We start from the raw sequence: 20,674 nt of genomic DNA, 5'->3' as shown, positions 1-20,674 counted from the left end.
GTACAGAGCAGGTTTTACTGCGTCATCAGCAGCAACTCCATCAGTAGATTATAGCCCCTCAGAAAGCTGCTCGCTAGTTTAGTATTTAAGGCTGATTACCTTAGAGGCAGTTGACTTGCTAAGCCCTTTCACCGTGGTTTTTGGGCGCCCGCTCTCAGCGTTTACTCCATGTTAATTTCCCTGCGCATGAAACTTTCGCTACCGTTGAATGCCGCTTTTGTTGGCGTGCTGTCTCTTCTGCTACTTGCTACTTCAGCCGAGGCACAACAGCGCTCCAAATCAAAAAAAGCCCCCCAAGGCACGGCGGCCGTATATGACACTACCCTGTACAACGGCTTGCGGTGGCGCTCCATTGGCCCGTACCGTGGTGGGCGGGCGGGTACGGCGACGGGCGTGCCCGGCAACCCCAACCTGTACTACATGGGCACGGCCGGGGGCGGCGTGTGGCGTACCACCGATGGCGGTGGCACTTGGGAAAACATCTCGGACCGCTACTTCGGTGGCTCCATTGGGGCCGTAGCCGTCAGCGAGTCAGACCCGAACGTGCTGTACGCTGGCGAGGGCGAGCAAACCGTGCGTGGCAACGTGTCGTCGGGCTTTGGGGTGTGGAAGTCGCAGGATGCGGGCCAGACTTGGGTGAACGTGGGCCTGAAGGATTCGCGCCATATCGGCCGCATCCGCATTCACCCCAAAAACCCGGATCTGGTGTACGTAGCAGCAATGGGCGACCTGTACGCGCCCAGCGAGATGCGCGGCGTGTACCGCTCTAAGGATGGCGGTAAGAAGTGGGAGCGAGTTCTATTTGCCAACAAAGACGCGGGCGCCGTCGACCTAATTATGGACCCTGGGAACCCGCGCATTCTGTACGCCAGCACCTGGAACGTGCGGCGCACCCCGTACAGCTTCTCCTCGGGTGGCCCGGGCTCGGGCCTATGGAAAAGCACCGATGGCGGCGACACTTGGCAGGATATTTCCCGCAATGAAGGTTTGCCAGCGGGCACTTTAGGCATCATTGGCGTGGCGGTTTCGCCCGTAAATTCCAGTCGGGTGTGGGCTATGGTGGAGGCTGAAAAGGGAGGCTTATTCCGCTCCGATGATGGCGGAAAGAACTGGCAGAAGCTCTCAGACGACCGCAATCTGCGCCAGCGGGCCTGGTACTATACCCGTATTTATGCTGACCCCAAGGATGCAGACGTCATGTACGTGCTGAACGTATCGTACCATAAAAGCAAGGACGGAGGCCGCACCTTCCAGGCCAATGATGCCCCCCACGGCGACCACCACGATCTATGGATCGCTCCCGAGAACCCCAACCGCATGGTGATGGCCGACGACGGTGGTGCCCAAGTGAGCACCGACGGTGGCCTGAACTGGACTACGTACCACAACCAGCCCACGGGGCAGTTTTACCGCGTGGTTACCGACAACTCTTTTCCCTATCGCATTTACGGGGCCCAGCAAGACAACTCAACCGTACGCATTCCGCACCGCACGGCGGGCCGTAGCATCGAGGAACGCGACTGGGAGGCAACGGCAGGGGGCGAAAGCGCCCACATAGCAGTGGATCCGCGCAACCCTGACATCGTGTACGGGGGCAGCTACGATGGTTTTCTTTCCCGCGTAGACCATAGCACCAAGCAGGAGCGCAATATTGACGTGTGGCCCGACAACCCCATGGGCCACGGCGCGGAGGGCATGAAGTATCGGTTTCAGTGGAATTTTCCCTTGTTGTTTTCCGCCCACGACCCCAAAAAGCTTTACGCCGGCTCCAACCATCTGCACGCTACAACCAACGAAGGGCAGTCGTGGGAAATAATTAGCCCCGACCTGACCCGCAACGATCCGAAAACCCTGGGGCCGTCGGGTGGACCCATTACCAAAGATAATACGGCCGTGGAGTACTACGGTACCATCTTCGCCATTGCGGAGTCGCCGGCCGAGCAAGGCGTTATCTGGACAGGTTCCGACGATGGGCTGCTGCACGTAACCCGTGACCAGGGCAAAACCTGGACGAAGGTGCAGCCCAAAGGCATGCCCGACTGGATTCAGATTAACAGCATCGACGCCCACCCCACCAGCAAGGGTACCGCCTACGTGGCGGCCACCATGTACAAGTCCGGCGACTTTCGACCCTACCTGTATAAGACGACCGACTACGGCAAGACGTGGACAAAAATCACTACCGGCATTCCTGATACGCATTTTACCCGCGTAGTCCGCGCTGATCATAAGCGCCCCGGTCTACTTTACGCCGGCACCGAATATGGCATGTACGTCTCCTTTAATGATGGCAAGCAGTGGCAGCCGTTTCAGCTTAATCTGCCGCCGGCTTCTATCACCGACCTCACGATTAAAAATGACAACTTAATTGCCGCAACTCAGGGCCGCGGGTTCTGGTTGCTCGACGACATCACGCCTCTGCACCAGCTGAGCGCGCCGGTGGCCGCCAGCAAGTTTCATCTGTACACGCCTACCCCGACCTATAAGATGGAGGGACGCGGCACTCCTACTATTCCTAAAACCGCAGGCCAGAATCATCCGGGTGGGGTTATGATTCACTATCACTTCGCCCAAAAGCAAGATTCTACCAGCAAAGTGAAACTGGAAATCCTGGATTCAAGTGGCAAGCTTATTCGCACGTTCGCTAACACCGACCGCGAACTGGGGGGCAAAAATTTGACGAAGGCAGAAAAAGCCAAGGTAAAAAGAGAGCTACTGCCTACTCGTAAGGGCCTGAACCGATACGTATGGGATTTGAGCTACCCCGATGCCAGCCAGTTTGAAGGGCTAATTCTGTGGGGTGGCGGCACCCAGGGACCTAGGGCCGTGCCAGGCACTTATAAAGCCCGCCTGACACTAAATCAGGAAACTCGGGAAACGGCCTTTACCGTGCTGCCCGACCCACGTAGCAAAGCCACCCCCGAGGACTTACAGGCGCAGTTTAACTTCCTACAAGAGGTGCAGCAGAAGCTCACGGAAACCCACGATGCTATCCGCGATATCCGCACCATTCGCGGGCAGCTCAACACCATCATGGGCCCCTTGAAAGACCAGGCTAATGCTAAGGATGTGGTGGATACAGCAGCGGCCATTGACAAGAAAATGACCCAGATTGAGGAGACACTGTACCAGACCAAGAACAAAAGCGGTCAGGACCCGCTGAACTTCCCCATTCGCTTAAACAACAAGCTGGCTAACCTGGTCGGCCAGGCCAGCACCGGCGACTATCGACCCACAGAACAGGCTGTAGCGTTTAAGAAGGAAGTAACGGAGCAGATAAATCAGCAGCTCAATCAGTTCAAGATGCTCAAGGAGCAGGATATTCCGGCATTGAACAAGCTCATTCGGGATAAAAGTGTGGATGCTATAACGCTGCCGCAGCCAGCCCCGCCGGCTTCGCTCAGAACCCTGAGACCTGACCATCCAGGCAGGCCAAATGCAGCCTGCCTGGATGGTCAGGTCTCAGGGTTCTACTTTGAATGAGAATATCCGCTTTCGGGGTTTAGATCAAAGTAGTTAGAGCAAGGCCCAGCAAGAAAACATATTAGGTAGCGAGTACTCCCAACATCAATGTGCCTCCCTTTGGAAAGGGAGGCACATTGATGTTGGGAGATTTCATACAAAGTCAGAGTGAGCAGATCGTTGATTTGTGCGGTAACTACCCGAGTTTGTGTCTTACCTGGCTAGTGTACCATAGTTAATTTTGTGTTAACAAATTATTCATAATCAAACTGTTATGAAACCTATTGATTCTTCAACATTAGCTCTTCTGGATCTACGCTGCCCGCGCTGCCATCAAGGCAAGTTGTTTTTTTACCCCGCCTATCGACTTACCAAGTACGCGGTGATGCCCGAGCGGTGCCCCGTCTGCGAGGTAGCCTATGAGCCAGAGCCAGGCTTCTACTGGGGGGCAATGTTTGTGAGCTACGCCTTTTCAGTGGCTTGCTTTGCGGTGGGAGGAGTAGCTACCTACTACTTATTCAACGATCCAGCAGTGTGGGTATACGTGCTTGTGGTAACAGGCTTTGTGCTGGTCACGGCGCCGCTCACGTTGCGCTACTCTCGCGCCATCATGCTATATCTGTTTGGCTTCATTCATTTCGACCCGAAATACTCTAAACGTCGGCAGCTAGAGGATGGGCAGAAGCCTGTCGAACAAAAAAGCCCCCTGAACGCCCTTGCTTAACTTTTTTCACCGGCCAACCGATATCGGTTGGCCGCTTTTTTTATGTTACTGCAATACCGCACGCCAGCTACCGCCAACCAGCCGTACGTAGTAGCGAGTTAACACCTGGAAGCGAACCTTGTGTAGCTTGCGCCGACAAGCTAGGGCCTGGATAACGGCTTCAGCCCGCTCCTATGAAAGCTCCGTCGTTGCCGGTTTTGGCGCTTGATGCGTTCCTCTCCCATCACCAGCACCTATACTATATTCAGCAGTTAGAGGTGCACGTGGCGCAGTTTCCGCACGTGCAAGAGCCTCACGCGCACGATTTTTACCTGCTGCTCTACATTACGCACGGCTACGGCACCCATACTATCGACCTGATTTCGTACGATTTACAGCCGGGCAGCTTGTTTTTTCTGGTGCCAGGGCAGGTTCACTCGTGGTCACTGTCGGCTGATGCGCGTGGGTTTATCTTATTTTTTGAGGAGGGATTTTATCTACAGCAGTACCCGGCGGCTAGGCTGGTGGAGTATCCTTTTTTTAACCCGATTAATGCTCCCGTAGTCTACACAAGCCTTGCCGACAATGGCTTGCTATCTTTAATGGAGCGCATTTACCAAGAGAATACCGCCGCTCAGCCCGCCTCGAATCGTGACCTTGTAGTGGGCGCCTACCTCTTCTTATATCTGGAGCTCGCGGCCCGCTTTTACCCTCACGATTCGCCTTCGCCACCGGCTTACGGCCAGCACCATGTGCGGGAGTTTGGTCGGTTGCTTAATCAACATTTTCGCACCCAAAAATCGGTAGGATATTATGCCGAGCGCTTATCCCTCACGGCCAACCACCTGAATGCTATCTGTCGCCGTATGCTCAACAAAACAGCTAGCGACCTAATCCATGAACGGGTAGTGACGGAGGCCCAGCGCCAATTAAAGCACTCCGCGCTGTCAGTGGCTCAAGTGGCAGATGCGCTGGGTTTCGACGATGCTTCCTACTTTGCTCGGTACTTCAAAAAGTACGTGGGCCAGGCGCCGGAAACTTTTCGCCAGCACCAGCATAGCTCCACTTAGTAGCTTATAGTTTCCTGTAGTTTATTATTGACGGCATAAGCAAAGTGGCTCCAAGGGTGTGTCTGAAAACAGGAATAAAACTTATTAGTAAATTGCAACTTGAAAAGTTGCAATCATGTCTCGCTTATGGCACTTGTTGTTATTTGTTTAGTCTTTTAACGACTTTTAGCAACTGCCTATATTTATCTACTCTAGTGGTGGTGGCATAAACAAAATTGGCGACTAAAAGTCAACTCATTAGCTTATTGTAAAGTTGATTTAGAAGGCATTGCGTACCATTGGCACTAAATTTTCATATAGTCTAAGTTCGAAATATACACAAATAGTCAGCTACGCAGAAAGCGCTTGCATTTTACTTATTCAATAGATGAAAAAAATTTTAGTAACGGGCTCCTCGGGTTTAATTGGTTCTGAAGTAGCCATATATTTCGCTAATAGAGGATGGCAAGTCCATGGGGTAGATAATAATCAAAGGGCCGTTTTTTTTGGTCCCCAGGGCGATACCCGCTGGAACCAGCGTCGTCTGGTTATGCAACTAGGCAGTGACTTTCATCATCACGAATTAGACATCCGGGACCGCGAACAAGTGCTTGGGTTAGTAAAGCAACTCAACCCAAGCGCCATTGTACACGCCGCCGCCCAGCCTTCCCATGACCGGGCCGCCGCCATTCCCTTCGATGACTTTGATACCAATGCGGTGGGCACGCTGAATCTGCTGGAAGCCGCGCGCCGCGTCTGCCCGGAATCTCCCTTCGTACATATGTCGACCAATAAAGTGTATGGCGACAAGCCCAATCTGATCGATTTAGTCGAGTTGGAAACGCGCTGGGATTACGCCGATCCCAACTATTTACATGGTATCGCGGAGGATTTTCCCATTGATCAATCTAACCATTCCATTTTTGGAGCCTCGAAAGTGGCGGCCGATGTAATGGTGCAGGAATATGGACGCTATTTTGGTATGCCCACCTGTTGCTTGCGCGGAGGCTGCCTAACCGGTCCTAACCACTCGGGGGTGGAGCTCCATGGGTTTCTGAGCTATCTCGTTCTATGTAACCTAGAGGGGCGTGAGTACAACATCTTTGGCTACCAAGGCAAGCAAGTGCGCGATAACATACACTCCCACGATGTAGCTCGTTTTATCGAACACTTTATTATGGCGCCCCGGATAGGCGAAGTGTATAACCTGGGAGGAGGCCGGGCCAACTCCTGCTCGATTCTAGAAGCCTTCGAACTAGTTAAACAACATTCTAATATACCTCAGGTATACAAATATGTAGATCAAAACAGATCCGCTGACCATATATGCTACATATCGAACCTGGCGAAGATCCGGGAGCACTTCCCCACTTGGGATATTTCTATCTCCCTCGACGAGACAATACGACAAATAGTTGAGGCCTCGCGCTTGAGATTTTCGCAACATTCTTCTACAAGTGTTAGCCGATAGAACCACTTTCTGGAGTGGTAGTAAGTCAATTATAGATCCAAGCTGAATGCCGGAAGTTATAGAGTCGCTAGGGGAACGGGAGCAGTTTCGAGATCATTATTGGCAGGAAAGAGATCCTATCGTTGAGGACCGATTGCTCTGGAGGGCTCAAACGTTCCGGCATGTGATGCACCTCATGCCCAGTCAGTCCATTCTAGAGCTGGGCTACGGACAAGGTTTACTCACGGCGAAGCTACTAAAGGTTTCCAGAGCCGAAAATCCTATTACAGCGGCCACTTTCACAGCCAATTCAGCGCAGGCAGTCAGCAAAATCGAATCCGTAGAGTATGTAAACCTGGCCCTTTTCCCAGATGCCCTACAAGGCAGGGAATTCGATTTTATTATCGCCATGGACTTGTTGGATGTCACGAACTGCTCCTGGGTTCTCCAACAAGCCTACACCTTATTAAAGCCTGGGGGGCAAATTCTATTTTACGAGAGTAACCCTTGGAATCCCGTTTTAAATCTAAACCGATTCATCTCAAGATTTCTGGGCAACAAAGACCAACGACGATTACTGAGCAAACCGGCGCTGTATGAGATCATCTCAGAAGTTGGGTTCATCAAAGTATTCTCAGTTTTCACTGATTTTGCTTATGCTCCACTGACGTATAAGGGCTCGTGGCTTCTCGAGAATTTATCTATTCTGCTCGAGAACATGCCTTTCATTCGCGTTCTGGCCGGTTCCATTCTCCTTCATGCCCAAAAGCCTCCTCGAGTAACCACGCAACCGGAGTGTAGCCTATATGAGCATACTCGCTTAAGAAAAGCGGTATCCGTCGTTGTTCCCTGTCACAATGAGGAGATGAATTTGCGCCCTTTAGTCAGCCGGCTGATGAATTTATACGGGGAGTATATTCGGGAACTAGTCTTAGTGGATGATAATAGCCGGGACAATACCAACAACGTCATTATTGAATTATCAAAGGAATATCCATTAATTAAACTTGTTACGCGCACACCGCCCAATGGAGTCGGCCGGGCGATACAGGACGGGTATAAAGTGGCTACAGGAGAATTCATTCTCTCTATGGATTGTGATTTCCAGCATTTGTTACCCGAGTTACGAGATATTTTCGATGCAGCAAACGAAGGCTATGATGTCGTAATAGGCAGCCGTTTTTCTCGGCATAGTGTACTGTTAAACTACCCCTTCCAAAAGATTTTCGCGAACAGAGGATTTCATTTTCTAGCACGCTTCATTTTAAGAACCAAGTTTAGAGACCTGACCAATAACCTGAAGCTTATTAAAAAGGAAGTGCTAGAACAGATTGAACTGACTCAGCCCGGTTTTGCGATAAATGCTGAAACGGGCTTGCTTCCAGTTTTAATGGGCTTTAGTTTTAAGGAAGTACCTATATCGTGGATTAATCGCACGCATGACATGGGAATATCCTCCTTCAAATTAGTAAAAGTAGGGGGTGGCTACTGGCAAGTATTAAGTAGACTCTGGGCGAAGAAAGTATTAAATAGCAAGAAATATTATTCAAAGATCACCCTTAGAAAAGCAGTTTAAAGCTACGAACTCATTAACTTATGCTAATTAAGAAATGACAAAAAAGGAAGTAAACGAAGAGAGCAGCGTGCAAGAATACAGCAAAGAACAAGAAAAAGAACAAGAATCTATCTCTAAACCTGCTAGCTGGGAGTATCTTTTGCTTTCGCTAGCTGTGATCTCTCTATTAAGCAGTTGTGTTATTATTTCCTCAAAAAAGTACTTTTGGAATGACGAGCTATTTTCTTATTACATGACAGCAGAACCGTCATTCACTAGAATGATCGCTGCCTTTAATGATAAACTGAATAACACTCCTTTTTTATACTTTTTTTTGGGCTGGAACTGGGATAAGATTTTTGGCTCATCTGAGCTATCCCTACGCTTATTTTCTTCCTTAGGCATTTGCACGGGATTATTAGCCGTGTGGACCACAGTACGACGAAGCTTCAATGCTTGGCCAACGATTATCGGTGTTTTAATAATATTCTGTACTTCGAGTGTTATTCTTATTCAGAATGCTGAAGCGCGAATGTATGGTTTGTTTCTTGCCTTGGTTACTGTAGCTTATTTTTTGTATGATTATTTAACTAGAAATCCTAAAGCAGCTGCAAGTATACTTTTAATAAATATTATCCTACAAGCATGTATTATCCATACTCATCTTTATGGTTTTTTTTACAGTGGAGCTATATTGTTTTCGATTGTCGTATTTGATCGCATTTATAAAATTTTTAGGCCTTTGCTCTACGTATCCTTTGCTATTGCCTGGGCTACAATTGTTTTCTATCTACCCACTTTTTTTATTCAGGCTGATGCTGGTAAGCCAAGAACTTGGATACCTAAGCCTGATTTTCGGGATTTAATCGATATTTACAATATCTCTACTAACAGTTTTTTCTCGAGATTTATTTGTGTTTTGTTTTTTGCCATTCTAGCTATTATATATTTTAACGCAAGGCGTATTAATACCCGCACCATACTACACAAAATCAAAAAGCACGAATTAAGCAATATTGTACTTAGCGCTAGTTTTTTGCTTGTTCCCTTAGCAATATGGGTTATTTCTTTGACCGTTAAACCTATATTCTATAATCGTTATCTGATTCCAAGTTCTATAGGCTGGGTGCTGCTTTTTGCATTTATATGCAGCCGTATGAAAGTCCATGCGCCAATTGTAGTTGGAAGCTCTTATAAAAAGCGAGGTATGCTGCTTCTGCTGACTATGCTTATCATTGCTTATCCTATCTATAATGCAGTACAATTTGAGCGGGCTGGCTTCCCAGGAAACTATGATATGTCACCCGACCTTGTAAAGAAGTATGCAGATTTACCTAGAGTTGTTCCCTTTTCGTCGGCCTTTCATCAGCGCATGTATTATTCAGCGCATAAAAGTAAATACTTTTATATTTTAGACTGGGAGTCAGCAATTAATAAGTACAGCGGAAACTTTCTTCCTCAGGAATATAAGCACATGGAAGCTTGGAAGCGCAGATTCCCTGAAGTATTTGACAAAAACGTTTTAACCTCTGATGAATTTCTGCAGCAGTACGACCGTTTTATAGTCCTTGATGCTCCAGATTATCTCTGCAAATGCGAACCAGATCACAGGGGTTTACACACACCTGATTTGTGGATGAAGCATTTATCTTGCCCCCAATGGGTTGAAATGAAACTATTAGCCAACCCTAACTACAAAGTAACATTTCTCAATAGAAAAAATTGGTTTTCCGTATTATTAGTAGAGAAGCAAAAAATGCATGTTGCAATACACCCATAATACAATAGTTATAATATTCATAAAAAATCACTCTTACAATTATTAGCTTTACTAAGCTCTTATATGTGGCTGATATAGATAAATTATTAATTAAATAATATCTTTATAGTTTTACTAACTTTGCTATAATCGAGCAGCTTGAATATTGAGTAAGGATAAAATCTGTTTTTAAATTCACATTCAGATCATTGATTACTCCTTGTGGTTGACGCAGGAGTGCCGTCTATCCCATTCTTTTTTTGAAGCGCATACTTTCTTGATTGAACGTAGACCCGAAATCAAGCCGCCCAACTATAACCTAACCGACGGGTACAGCTGTAACAAATAATTTCTTGGCTATTGCGTCCAGCGGGCTTTACTAACTAATGCTACATCTCCTAGGCTGGCTTGACTAGGTTACGACTACTGTTTGCTGCTGTTGTTCTTCCAGTTGCAGCAGGGCCCGGAGCAAAGCCATGGTTACTGGCCCCGGCTTGCCCGTACCCAGTACAACATCATCAATTTGCACCACTGGCAGCACGCGCTTGGTCGTGCTGGTCAGGAAAGCTTCTTTGGCTTGATACACATCGTCCAGGGTTACAGTACCTGCTGTTACTTGATAAGGCTGCCCAGGCAACGCCAGGATATTGCGGCGCGTGATGCCCGCTAGCACATTAGTAGCGGGGGTAACTACCGTGTTGTCCTGCTTTACCAGGAAGAAATTAGCGCGCGGAAATTCCGTTACCACGCCTTCGTGATGATAGAGTACCTCATCGGCACCGTGGGCCTTAATCTGCTTGAGCAGCCGGATGCCCATAGAATAGTTGATGGTTTTGGCCGGCGGTATTTCGCGCAAGTAGTCGTGCGTTATCACTTTGATGCCCTCATCCAACTGCTCAGGCGTAGGCAGCACCAGCGGCTGCTCAGTGAGCAACAAGTTAGGTGTGCTCGGCTCGTAGCCGTTGGCCGAGTAGCCACCGGTCAGGATCATCTTAATGCCAGACAGGGGCAAGCCGTTGCGTCTAATCAGAGCCTGAATAACTTCAATCAAAGCCGGGCGCTCTAACGGTACCGTCAGTTCCATGAGCTGCGCCGATTGGTAGAAGCGGTCGAGGTAGTAGTCGAGAAACAGCGGCTGTGCCGCGTGCACCTTGAAGAAGTCGAATACGCCGTAGCCACGCTGAATGGCCAAGTCGCTGATGTGTAAAAAAGCCTGATCGAGGGGTGTAATCTGACCGTGAATGTAGGCGTGCAGGGGCGAGTTAGCGGGCATGATGGTGCTTTAAAATCTTCAATACTTTCTCTAGCGGCAGGGCCTCAATGCGCTGTTGCTGCTTGCCCTGCATGGTTTCGGCCTTGAACAGTGAGTTGACGATTGCTTCTTCCGTGGCCTCAATAACCGCCAGAAACAGCGGCGACATGGCGTCGTTGGTAAGCGTAGTCGTGGTTTGGGTAGCAGGCGTAGGCGCATACGGCACACGCAACCCCGGATGAGTGGAAAAAGCGATGATATAATCGCCGCTGCCATTAGTGGCAATGCCACCCGTTTTGCCCAGGCCTAGAAAGGCCCGTTTGGCTAGGCGCTCCAGGTTGCGGGCATCGACTGGCGCATCGGTGGCTACTACAATCATGCATGACCCATCGGCGCGGTCTTTCAGCTGCTGACTCAGATAAAATTGCTCTAACTCCTGGCCTACCGGTGCCCCGTTAATTTGAAGCACGCCACCAAAATTTGTCTGCACCAGCACGCCCACGGTATATCCTCCCTGCTGGGCTGGTACGCGGCGCGATGCCGTGCCAATGCCGCCTTTGAAGCCAAAGCACACTGTGCCCGTGCCGGCACCTACGTTTCCCTCCGCTACAGGGCCAGGCTGAGCCTGCTCGATGGCGGCCAGCACGTGTTGCTCCGTGACGTGGCGGCCACGGATGTCGTTAAGGGAACCGTCGTTGGTTTCCCCCACCACCGCGTTCACCGACTGTACTGCTTCATTGCCAGGCTGCCGCAGCACATACCCGACAACCGCGTTCATTGCGGTGCCCACGCTGAGCGTATTAGTCAGGATAATGGGTGTTTCCAGGAGGCCGAGTTCTTTTATTTGCGTGCTGCCCGCCAGCTTGCCGAAGCCATTGCCGACGTACACCGCTGCAGGTACCTTTTGCTGAAATACATTGCCCGCATGCGGCACGATGGCCGTGACGCCGGTGCGCACCTCTTGGCCTTGCACCAGCGTGGTGTGCCCGACGCGCACACCCGCTACGTCGGTAATGGCATTGAGCGCTCCGGGGGGCAAAACTCCAATGCGGATGCCATACTCGCGGGCGCGTTTGCGCTCCTGGCTTCGAGCTTGTAAGGCCAGGCCCAAGAGCAGCAGCACTAGCAAGGAAAGTTTCATGCGGTGGAACAAGGAGAGTGGGTAAAGGTATCAGCCTGAGCTTTAAATACCAGTGGACAGTTTGGGCGAGCGGAGGCGTGAGTTTATATCAAGAGGCTTCTAAAAAGTAAACGCTATTTGAAGCAATCAACCCTCAAAAGCTACTCTCACCTAAGCAAAAAGGCCCGAAAAAGCCCCCAGGGTCCTTTTCGAGCCTTTTTGCATATGCAGCTAGTATTATGAAACCCAGCTTCTAAATCTTCTCTGGTAGCAGCGTGGCGTCCTCGTAATTCCCCAAAACGGAAACCCCCGAGTCGCCTTCCGTGACGGCTTCGACCAACAATTTGCCCCCCACGAAGGCTCCTTTCCAGCTTTCACCCAAGCCACCGAACACTTCTTCCCGGTCGCCGCGGGAACGCAGCTTGTTAAGGCCCACTTTGAAGGCGCGCACTTCCTTAGCCGTACGACGGGCCAGCTTTTCGTCGTCGGAGGCAATGGCAGCTACTAGGGCCCCGTTGCTGATATTCATCTCTCCCACCAGTTCTTCTACCCTATCTACTAGCACGATGGAATCGATGGGGCCGAACGGCTCTTTGAAGTAAAGCTCGCTTTGGCGGGGCAAGTTGACGAGCGCACGGGGCGCCACGTAGGCTGAGCGGTCTTGGCCGGGAAGGAACAGACTATCGTCGAGCTTACCTTCGTAAATGGGCGTGGCACCGGTCTGGAGGGCGTTTTTGTACAACCGATCCAGGTCCTGAGCTTGCTGGGCGTGAATCACCGGGCCAAAAGCTAGGTCTGGCAGCTTGTCGTCGGCGTTATCGACCAAGGTAGGGTTACCCACTTTCAGGCTGCGGATAGCGCTTTGGTAAGTTTCAAGGAACTGCGGAAACAGCCGACGTTCTACCACGAAGCGCACGTAGGCGGTGCAGCGCTGCTTACCGTAGTCGTAGCCTTTCTTGAGCTGATCGGCCATGCTGTTCCAGTCGCTGTAATCCCAGATGCCGTAAGTGTTCACGCCTTCCATTTCCAGCATGTAGCGCTTGTGATGGGCGCTTAGAGCATCAGCAATGTTGCGGCCGTTGTAGCGGCCACCCACGAAGCTGAGGCAGTCGATGGCATCATGCTTCACGAGCACGTCGCTCAATTCGCCCCCCGGACCGCTCACCAGCGTAACCGGTAGGCCGCAGCGCCGAGCAATAGCGAAAGTGAGGCTCAGGGAGATAAAGCCGCCATCGGTAGGCGTCTTGGCAATAACAGAGTTGCCGCAGAGCGCCTGCACCAGCACCGCGTGCAGCAGCACCGACATGGGATAATTCCAGGAGGCAATATTGCTCACCAAACCCAGGGGCTTGCGCTGACCCAGCATTTCCTCGATGTTATCGACGTACCACTGCACACCCTCAATGGCCCGGTCGATGTCAGTGAATCCCAGCTTATAGGTTTTACCGATCTCCCAGATGAGCAGCTTACCCACTAAATCTACCTGGTCGCGGAGTTGGTTGAGGCAGTCCTGCACCCGGCTTTTGCGCTCGTCGAGGTCGGTGGCGGCCCAGGCGGCGGCTTCTTGCTTGGCGAAAATAACGGCTCGCAAACCCGTATCGTGGTCGAGCATAGGCAGGGCGCCTAGGTCCGTGCCATCCACGGGCGACGTGAATTTGCGGGGCTTGCCGGGTTCCTGCCAGCGGCCTTCCATCAGGTTCAGAAACTGACCATCGGGCGTCAGGATTTCGGGAGTGACACTTCTAACCTGGCTCAGTAGATGACTGAACTCGACCTGGGGGGCAATTATTTTGGGCATAGTAGAGGAAAGGGCTGGTTGTGAAGTTGACGGCAACCTAGCTCCCAGTGGAAGGGTGTGGTAAATTGTTTAGAACGATGATGAGGTGTCAGACCCAATAAATCGATATCTCAAACCAAGAAGCAGTCATGCTTCGCGCTACTCTACATGAACGCCTTTTTAGCCTTTAAGCCTTCACGGCCACAGGTTTCAAATTGGTAAGGTCGGCAATGCGAACGGGCTGACCGCTGGCAATGCTTTTGCGGGCCGCTACGCCCACCAGAATGGCCATGGCACCATCGCGGCTACCGGCGGCCTGGCGATAGGTGTCGGGGGCTTCCGGGTGACGAAAAATCTGAGCCCGCAGTAGCTTGTCGCCGCCGCCGTGGCCCTCGGCCTGGGGCACCTGGAAGTACTCCACTTTGCCGAAGTTTCGAGAAAGCATAATCTCATCGTAGGGCTCCATTTTCATAGCCCCCGACTCTTTTATCCAGGCGTCGATGCGGCCTTTGGTGCCGTTGAAGGCAATGCGGTAGCCTTCGTAGGGCGAGTAAGCCGTGAGCGAGTAGCTGACCTGCGCACCGTTGGCGTAGCCGATGGTGGCGGCCATCTTATCGTAGATGTTCACGTCTTCTTTGTACACACAGCCGTCGCGCAGGTAGCCATCGTATTGCTCGTTGGCGGCGTAGAGGGCCATCAGGCGGGCATCTTTGGTCATGTCCCAGTAGTAAGGGCACTTGTCTTTGTGCGGGCAGGGGCGGCAGTTGGTGAAGCGGAACGGGCCGTTTTTGCCATAGTTTTCCAAGGCTCCTTTGGCGTACACGGTCTCGGGCTCCGACTCCAGCCACCAGTTTAGCAAGTCGAAATGGTGACTGGCTTTGTGCACCCATAATGAGCCGCTTTTCTCGGTGAGGCGATGCCAGCGGCGGAAGTAGTCGGCGCCGTGGCGGTTGTCGAGATACCAGTGGAAATCGACGGACGTCACCTCCCCGATTTCGCCCTGCCGGATCAGATCATACATCTTCTGGCGGTGGGGCGAGTAACGATAATTGAAGGTAACTGTTACCTTCTTGCCCGTCCGCTTTTCCGCATCCAGGATTGCCTGGCACTTGGTTTCGTCGGTAGTCATGGGCTTTTCCGACACGATGTTGGCGCCCATTTCCATCCCCTTGATAATGAATTCATCGTGGGTGGAATCCACGGTGGTCACAATCAGAATTTCGGGTTTGGTTTTGCGCATCATCTGCTCAAAGTCCGTGAAAGTGGGGCAGTTTACGCCCATCATCTTCTTCGAGGTTTCGAGCCGACCTTTATTCGTGTCGCAGAGGCCTACAAACTCAATAACATCACCGTGTTCTTCGAGCAATAGCTTGCCCCACATACCGGTGCCACGGTGCCCGGTGCCCACCATGGCTACGCGGCGCTTGGCCTTAGCCGCCCCAAGTACCGTGAGGGGCAGCGGCGTGAGCAAACCCGCTGTTGCCAGCATTGACTTCTGCAGAAATTCCCGGCGCGAAGCATCGCCCTGAGTCGCATTCATAGGATGAGAAACAAGCAGTGAAACGGAGAAAACTTACTCTTACTGAACGCTATGCATGCCAGAGGCCGCCTCGTAGGTCGGCGTCGGCACCAGCTCGTCGGCGCCGGCTAGCAGCTCGGCCACCAGATCAGGGGAGCCGATAAAGAGAGGCGCGCGCTGGTGGTAATCGGTAGGCTCGATATCGAGCACTGCTTGGGTGCCTGAAGAGGCCAGGCCGCCAGCTTGCTCCATCAAGAAGGCCAATGGATATCCTTCATAAAGCAGACGCAGCTTGCCCTGGGGGGCTTTTTTATTAGGCGGATACAAATAAATGCCTCCCGTAAACAGGTTGCGGTGGTAGTCAGCCACCAGCGAGCCCACGTAGCGTCCGCTCATGGTGCGGCGCTTGCAGTTGAGCAGAAACTTACGCACGTACTCGGGGTACTCAAACCAGTAGCCCTCATTGATGGAGAACACCGGGCCGGTAGCCGGAATGCGGATATCGGGGTGCGAGAGAAAGAATTCGCCCAGCGACGACTCGTAGGTGAAGCCCGCCACGCCGTGCCCCGTAGTATACACGAGCATAGTGCTGGAGCCGTACAAGATGTAGCCCGCGGCCACCTGCTTGCGCCCGCCCTGCAAAAAATCGGCGGCGGTGGCTTCTGTTCCCACCGGAGATATGCGCCGGTAAATGCTGAACAGGGTGCCAATACTGATATTCACGTCGATGTTAGACGAGCCATCCAGAGGATCGATGGCTACCACGTAGCGGCCCTCACAGTTGCCGGTATGGATAATGTCTTCCTCTTCCTCCGACAGCACCGCGCAGGCTTCCTTGCCATTGGTTAGCGCGCGGATAAAGCGAATATTAGCTTCTACATCCAGCTTTTGTTGCTGCTCGCCCTGCACATTTTGCCCCCCAGCGGCCCCGATAATACTTGTAAGACCGGCGCGGTTTACTTCGCGGTTCACAATCTTACCGGCTAAGGCAATGTCGCGAAGCAGCTGCGACAGTTCGCCGGTAGCAAACGCAAACTCCAACTGCTTGCGCATAATGTAGCGGTCGAGCGTGGTACCAACCGGTTGGGCTAAGTTGTTTTCGTGGGCAGGATTCATGGGAGAGAGATGAGAGGTAAGAGCTTAGAACTTAGACAGTAGAGGTAAGATCTTGGAGCTTTAGCGGTCATGAGCAAGAACCTACGTTCTTCACTCTTACCCCCTAAGCTCAACAATCTAACTCTTCACTTCGGGCTGTTTTTGGGACTGCCAGAGCACTACCTGCCAGCCTTTCTTGGGGTCTTTTATCTGCACCACCACATACTTGATGTGGGCAATATTGAGCTGCCCATCAGGCTTGGGCGGCGAGGTGATAGTAATGGTGCCATTCACCACCGCAGCTTGGCCGTCGTTGTAGGCCCGCACGTTCACCGCTTCCACATCAATCTTATCGTACACGCTCTTGCCGTCGCGAATGCTCTGGATGTAGCTGGTCTTGTTGTCCTGCTTGCCGTTGGAGTGCGTGTACACGAGGTCCTCGCCGAAAAACTTATCTAGCAGCGCGTAGTCTTTGCTTACCTGGGCCGCAAAGCGCTGGCGCTCCAAGGCTTCCACTTGTTTGGCGGCGTCTATATTTTTCTTGTTTTGGGCGAAGCTGAGCGCCGGCAGCACCAATAATAGGAGCGCCAGTAGCAGAAAATGTTTTTGCATAACACGGGAGAGTTAGAGAGCGGGAAAGCAGTTCAGTAGTGAGGGCAGCTTACCGTTTAATCGAGAGAAATTTGCTTCATGCGCGGCGCGAGGAAGTGCATGAGCACCCAGGCCAGCAGATAAGCGCCACCGCAAATCAGGAACATGATGAAGTAGGCCTTGTCCAGCTGATTGATGCTCTCGTAGTACACGAACATCTGCTTCTGTACTAACGCTGTCAGCAAAATGCCCCCCAGTCCACCAGCCATGCCGCCGATACCGGTAACCGAGGCCACGGCGCGCTTCGGGAACATATCCGATACGGTGGTGAAAATATTGGCGCTCCAGGCTTGGTGCGCGGCCGCAGCAATACCAATTACCAACACCGCTAGCCACATATCAATCCGGCCGAGGTACTGGGCAAATACAATTGGGAATACGCACAGGGCAATGAGCAGCATGGAGGTTTTACGAGCCTTGAAAGCAGGCATTCCGTGCTTGATAAAGTTTAGCGGAATCCAGCCGCCACCCACGCTACCGATGCTCGACAGCACGTACACCGCCGCCACTGGCAAGGCCACATCAGTGCCTTTCAAACCGTATTGCTTATTCAGGAAATCGGGCAGCCAGAAGAGATAAAACCACCAAACTGGGTCGGTGAGGAATTTGCCTAGCACAAAGGCCCAGGTTTGACGGAAAGTCAGGAGCTTAAACCAAGAAACTTTAGGCTGGGTCGTAATCGAAGCGGCCGCCATATCGTCCACGTCGCTGTGGATATAGTCGAACTCGGCTTTAGTCAAGCGAGCTTGCTTAGCGGGTACCTCGTAGTAAATAAACCACAAGAGCAACCAAACGAAACCAAACGCGCCGGTGATGATAAAAGCCCATTTCCAGCCGATGGTTTCGGCAATGAGCGGCACGGTGAGCGGGGCGATGATGGCGCCCACGTTGGAGCCCGAATTGAAGATGCCGGTAGCTAAAGCCCGTTCGCGCTGCGGAAACCACTCGGCCGTCGTTTTGATGGCCGCTGGGAAGTTGCCGGCCTCCGTTACACCTAGGAAAGCCCGCGCTACACTGAAGCCAAAAGTGCTGGTGACAAAAGCGTGGCCAATAGCGGCCAAGCTCCACAGGAAAGTGGCTAAGGCGTAACCAATCTTGGTGCCCAGTGCATCGATGATGCGCCCCGCTCCTAGCATACCTAGGGAGTAAGCGACTTTGAAGGCTATCTCGATGTTGGCATAGTCACCCGAATTCCAGTTAAACTCCGTCTCGAGGTAAGGCTTCAATAGCGAAATAACGGCCCGGTCAAGATAGTTGACTGTAGTAGCGAAGAACACCAGCGCGCAGATAGTCCACCGATACTTGCTCATCTTTTCAGATGCTGCAGCAAGCGGGGTGCCGGGCGGAGATTGAGTTGGAGAGGGTATCATCATCGGGTGTGGAAATTGATAGCAAAGCAGAACTCGTACTCGTGGGCAAACTAATGGCGCGACCAACGCGCCATCCGGGCAGCGTTACTTTTTCAAGGTTTCGACAAACGCCAGCAAATCAGCAATCTGTCGGCTTAGGGCTGCCGTGTCATCAGCATTTTTAAAAAGCTGCGAGCCCATCCCAACAACATTTACACCGGCGCCAAACCATTCAGATAGGCTCTCCGTCGTGGGCTCTACGCCACCAGTCACCATTATCTTCACAGCAGGCATGGGGCCGCGCAGGCTCTTAATGTAACCCGGCCCGACTACGTTGCCCGGAAACACCTTCACGAGCTTCGCGCCCAGTTGGGTAGCGTTATAGATTTCGTTCAGCGTCATAGCACCCGGCAGCCAGGGCACATCGTGCTGCTGGCACACGGCTGCTACGGACTCCGTGGTCACGGGCTGCACCACAAAATCGGCGCCGGCGGCAATGAAGCGCTCCGCTTCTTCGGCCTGATAAATCGTGCCGATGCCAAGCAGCATATCGGGGCAAGTATCACGCACAAAAGTGACCAGCTCAGCGAAGACCTGGGGGGCTTTTTCGCCTCGATTGGTAAACTCAAAAACCCGTAGTCCGCCATCGTAGCAGGCCTGCATAATACGCTTAGCGTAGGCTACCTCAGCGTGGTAAAAAACCGGCACAATGGGGTGGCGCAGGACAGTTTCGAGAATATGGTCAGCGGAAAAACGAGGCATGAGGGAAGGTAAAATGGTGATTAAGGGATTAAGGGATTTAGTGACTCAGTGATGTAGTGAAATGGCTAGTTTGTCATTTGACTTGCGCAGCAGGCACAGACATTTCACCAGTTCACTAATTCACTAAATCGCTAAATCACCGTACCAAGCGGCCAGTCGTGTTGCCTTGGAGCACGTGCTCCACTTCGGCCACCGTTACTAGGTTCACGTCGCCGTGAATGGTGTGTTTGAGGGCCGAGGCTACTACCGCAAAGTGCAGCGCCTCCTGCGGCGTGGCGTACTTCAGAGAGCCATAAATAAAGCCCCCCAGAAAGGCGTCGCCACCACCTATTCGGTCTACCACGGGCGTGATATCGTAGTAAGGCGTTTCCGAGTAAGCACCATCGAACAGTTGGCCCTTGATGCGCTCGTGAGAGGCACTTTGGGTTTTGCGACGAGTGCTGATTACTTGTTTGATTTGTGGAAAGCGAGTCATGAGCTGCTCGCTGATAGAAGCGAACTTGTTCTCTGCGCCCGCAGCTGGTGTTATCCCAAATAAATCGTCGGCGTCATTTTCCGAACACACCACTACGTCGCAGCCAGCCACGAGATCAGGCATTACATCCTGGGCGCGCTGCCCGTACTGCCACAGATTGCGGCGGTAGTTCACGTCAGCTGACACGGTTAGACCCATACGGCGAGCCGCCTGGATACCTTCACCGATGGCTTGAGCAGCCGCAGCCGAAATGGCAGGCGTGATGCCCGTCCAGTGCAGCCATTGGGCATTTTTCAAAATCTCATCCCAGTCAAAAGCAGCTGGATCGAGGTTAGCGAAGGAAGAATCGGCGCGGTCGTAAACCACTTTACTGGCCCGCATTGATGCCCCCACTTCTAAGAAGTAAAGCCCCAGCCGCTTGCCGCTGTATACCGTGTGGCTCATGTCCATGCCTAGGCGCTGAAAGCTTTGGGTGGCGGCCTGGCCTAGCTCGTTGGCCGGAAAGCAGGTAACGTGCGCGGCTGGTATGCCTAGCCCTGCTAATGCTGCGCCCACATTTGCCTCGCCGCCACCGTAGTTCACCTCGAAGCTGGCTGCCTGCGTGAACCGATAGTTTAGAGGCGGCGAAAGCCGCAGCATAATTTCGCCAAAGGTGACAACCTGTTTCATCGGGAAGGTAGGAATGCTGAAAAGAAA

The 20,674-nt window shown here is 52.0% G+C and carries 15 protein-coding genes; 6 read left to right on the top strand and 9 right to left on the bottom strand.

The genetic code is table 11. The features are described 5' to 3' along the window. The first annotated feature begins 186 nt into the window (after positions 1-186). The 6 genes from ACW9KT_RS08485 to ACW9KT_RS08460 all read left to right on the top strand — a co-directional run bounded on the left by ACW9KT_RS08485 (position 187) and on the right by ACW9KT_RS08460 (position 9,999). Positions 187-3,483 (top strand): WD40/YVTN/BNR-like repeat-containing protein, encoded by a 3,297-nt coding sequence (locus tag ACW9KT_RS08485; RefSeq protein WP_457079299.1) that lies wholly within the window; start codon positions 187-189, stop codon positions 3,481-3,483. Between the two features lie 253 nt (positions 3,484-3,736). Beyond that, positions 3,737-4,186, top strand: coding sequence for a DUF983 domain-containing protein (locus tag ACW9KT_RS08480; protein WP_457079297.1), 450 nt, complete (start codon positions 3,737-3,739; stop codon positions 4,184-4,186). Positions 4,187-4,359: 173 nt separating this feature from the next. Further along, positions 4,360-5,235 (top strand): AraC family transcriptional regulator, encoded by an 876-nt coding sequence (locus ACW9KT_RS08475; RefSeq protein WP_457079295.1) that lies wholly within the window; start codon positions 4,360-4,362, stop codon positions 5,233-5,235. A 367-nt stretch (positions 5,236-5,602) separates the two neighbouring features. Next, the gene (locus ACW9KT_RS08470; protein WP_457079293.1) at positions 5,603-6,685 is read left to right on the top strand and encodes an NAD-dependent epimerase/dehydratase family protein; all 1,083 of its coding nucleotides are present in this window, start codon (positions 5,603-5,605) and stop codon (positions 6,683-6,685) included. A gap of 46 nt (positions 6,686-6,731) precedes the next feature. Beyond that, on the top strand, positions 6,732-8,240 hold the full coding sequence (locus tag ACW9KT_RS08465; protein ID WP_457079291.1) for a glycosyltransferase: 1,509 nt from the start codon (positions 6,732-6,734) through the stop codon (positions 8,238-8,240). 34 nt (positions 8,241-8,274) lie between these two features. Continuing rightward, positions 8,275-9,999, top strand: coding sequence for a hypothetical protein (locus ACW9KT_RS08460; RefSeq protein WP_457079290.1), 1,725 nt, complete (start codon positions 8,275-8,277; stop codon positions 9,997-9,999). A gap of 391 nt (positions 10,000-10,390) precedes the next feature. Here the strand turns inward: ACW9KT_RS08460 and ACW9KT_RS08455 are convergent, their stop codons facing one another. The 9 genes from ACW9KT_RS08455 to ACW9KT_RS08415 all read right to left on the bottom strand — a co-directional run bounded on the left by ACW9KT_RS08455 (position 10,391) and on the right by ACW9KT_RS08415 (position 20,647). Continuing rightward, complete coding sequence (locus ACW9KT_RS08455; protein WP_457079288.1) at positions 10,391-11,251, bottom strand: aminotransferase class IV; 861 nt, start codon at positions 11,249-11,251, stop codon at positions 10,391-10,393. Beyond that, entirely contained in the window at positions 11,241-12,371 is a 1,131-nt protein-coding gene (locus ACW9KT_RS08450) for a DmpA family aminopeptidase (protein WP_457079286.1), read from the bottom strand. The genes ACW9KT_RS08455 and ACW9KT_RS08450 overlap by 11 nt, the downstream gene beginning before the upstream one ends. 232 nt (positions 12,372-12,603) lie before the next feature. Then, on the bottom strand, positions 12,604-14,148 hold the full coding sequence (locus ACW9KT_RS08445; protein ID WP_457079284.1) for an aldehyde dehydrogenase family protein: 1,545 nt from the start codon (positions 14,146-14,148) through the stop codon (positions 12,604-12,606). A 166-nt stretch (positions 14,149-14,314) separates the two neighbouring features. Continuing rightward, entirely contained in the window at positions 14,315-15,667 is a 1,353-nt protein-coding gene (locus tag ACW9KT_RS08440) for a Gfo/Idh/MocA family oxidoreductase (protein WP_457079282.1), read from the bottom strand. A gap of 39 nt (positions 15,668-15,706) precedes the next feature. Next, the gene (fbp, locus tag ACW9KT_RS08435; RefSeq protein ID WP_457079280.1) at positions 15,707-16,762 is read right to left on the bottom strand and encodes a class 1 fructose-bisphosphatase; all 1,056 of its coding nucleotides are present in this window, start codon (positions 16,760-16,762) and stop codon (positions 15,707-15,709) included. Between the two features lie 117 nt (positions 16,763-16,879). Further along, a complete protein-coding gene (locus tag ACW9KT_RS08430; protein WP_457079278.1) occupies positions 16,880-17,353 on the bottom strand; it encodes a nuclear transport factor 2 family protein in 474 nt (157 codons plus the stop codon). 56 nt (positions 17,354-17,409) lie between these two features. After that, complete coding sequence (locus ACW9KT_RS08425) at positions 17,410-18,765, bottom strand: MFS transporter (RefSeq protein ID WP_457079276.1); 1,356 nt, start codon at positions 18,763-18,765, stop codon at positions 17,410-17,412. An 81-nt stretch (positions 18,766-18,846) separates the two neighbouring features. After that, positions 18,847-19,503: a bifunctional 4-hydroxy-2-oxoglutarate aldolase/2-dehydro-3-deoxy-phosphogluconate aldolase gene (locus ACW9KT_RS08420; RefSeq protein ID WP_457079274.1), complete on the bottom strand. Its 657-nt coding sequence runs from the start codon at positions 19,501-19,503 to the stop codon at positions 18,847-18,849. A 136-nt stretch (positions 19,504-19,639) separates the two neighbouring features. Continuing rightward, positions 19,640-20,647, bottom strand: a complete 1,008-nt coding sequence (locus ACW9KT_RS08415; RefSeq protein ID WP_457079272.1) for a PfkB family carbohydrate kinase — start codon at positions 20,645-20,647, stop codon at positions 19,640-19,642. Positions 20,648-20,674 lie beyond the last annotated feature (27 nt).

The organism is Hymenobacter sp. HD11105 (assembly GCF_054051685.1).
Note: the sequence above shows the minus strand (reverse complement) of the source record. Positions and strands in the feature narration are given on the sequence as shown.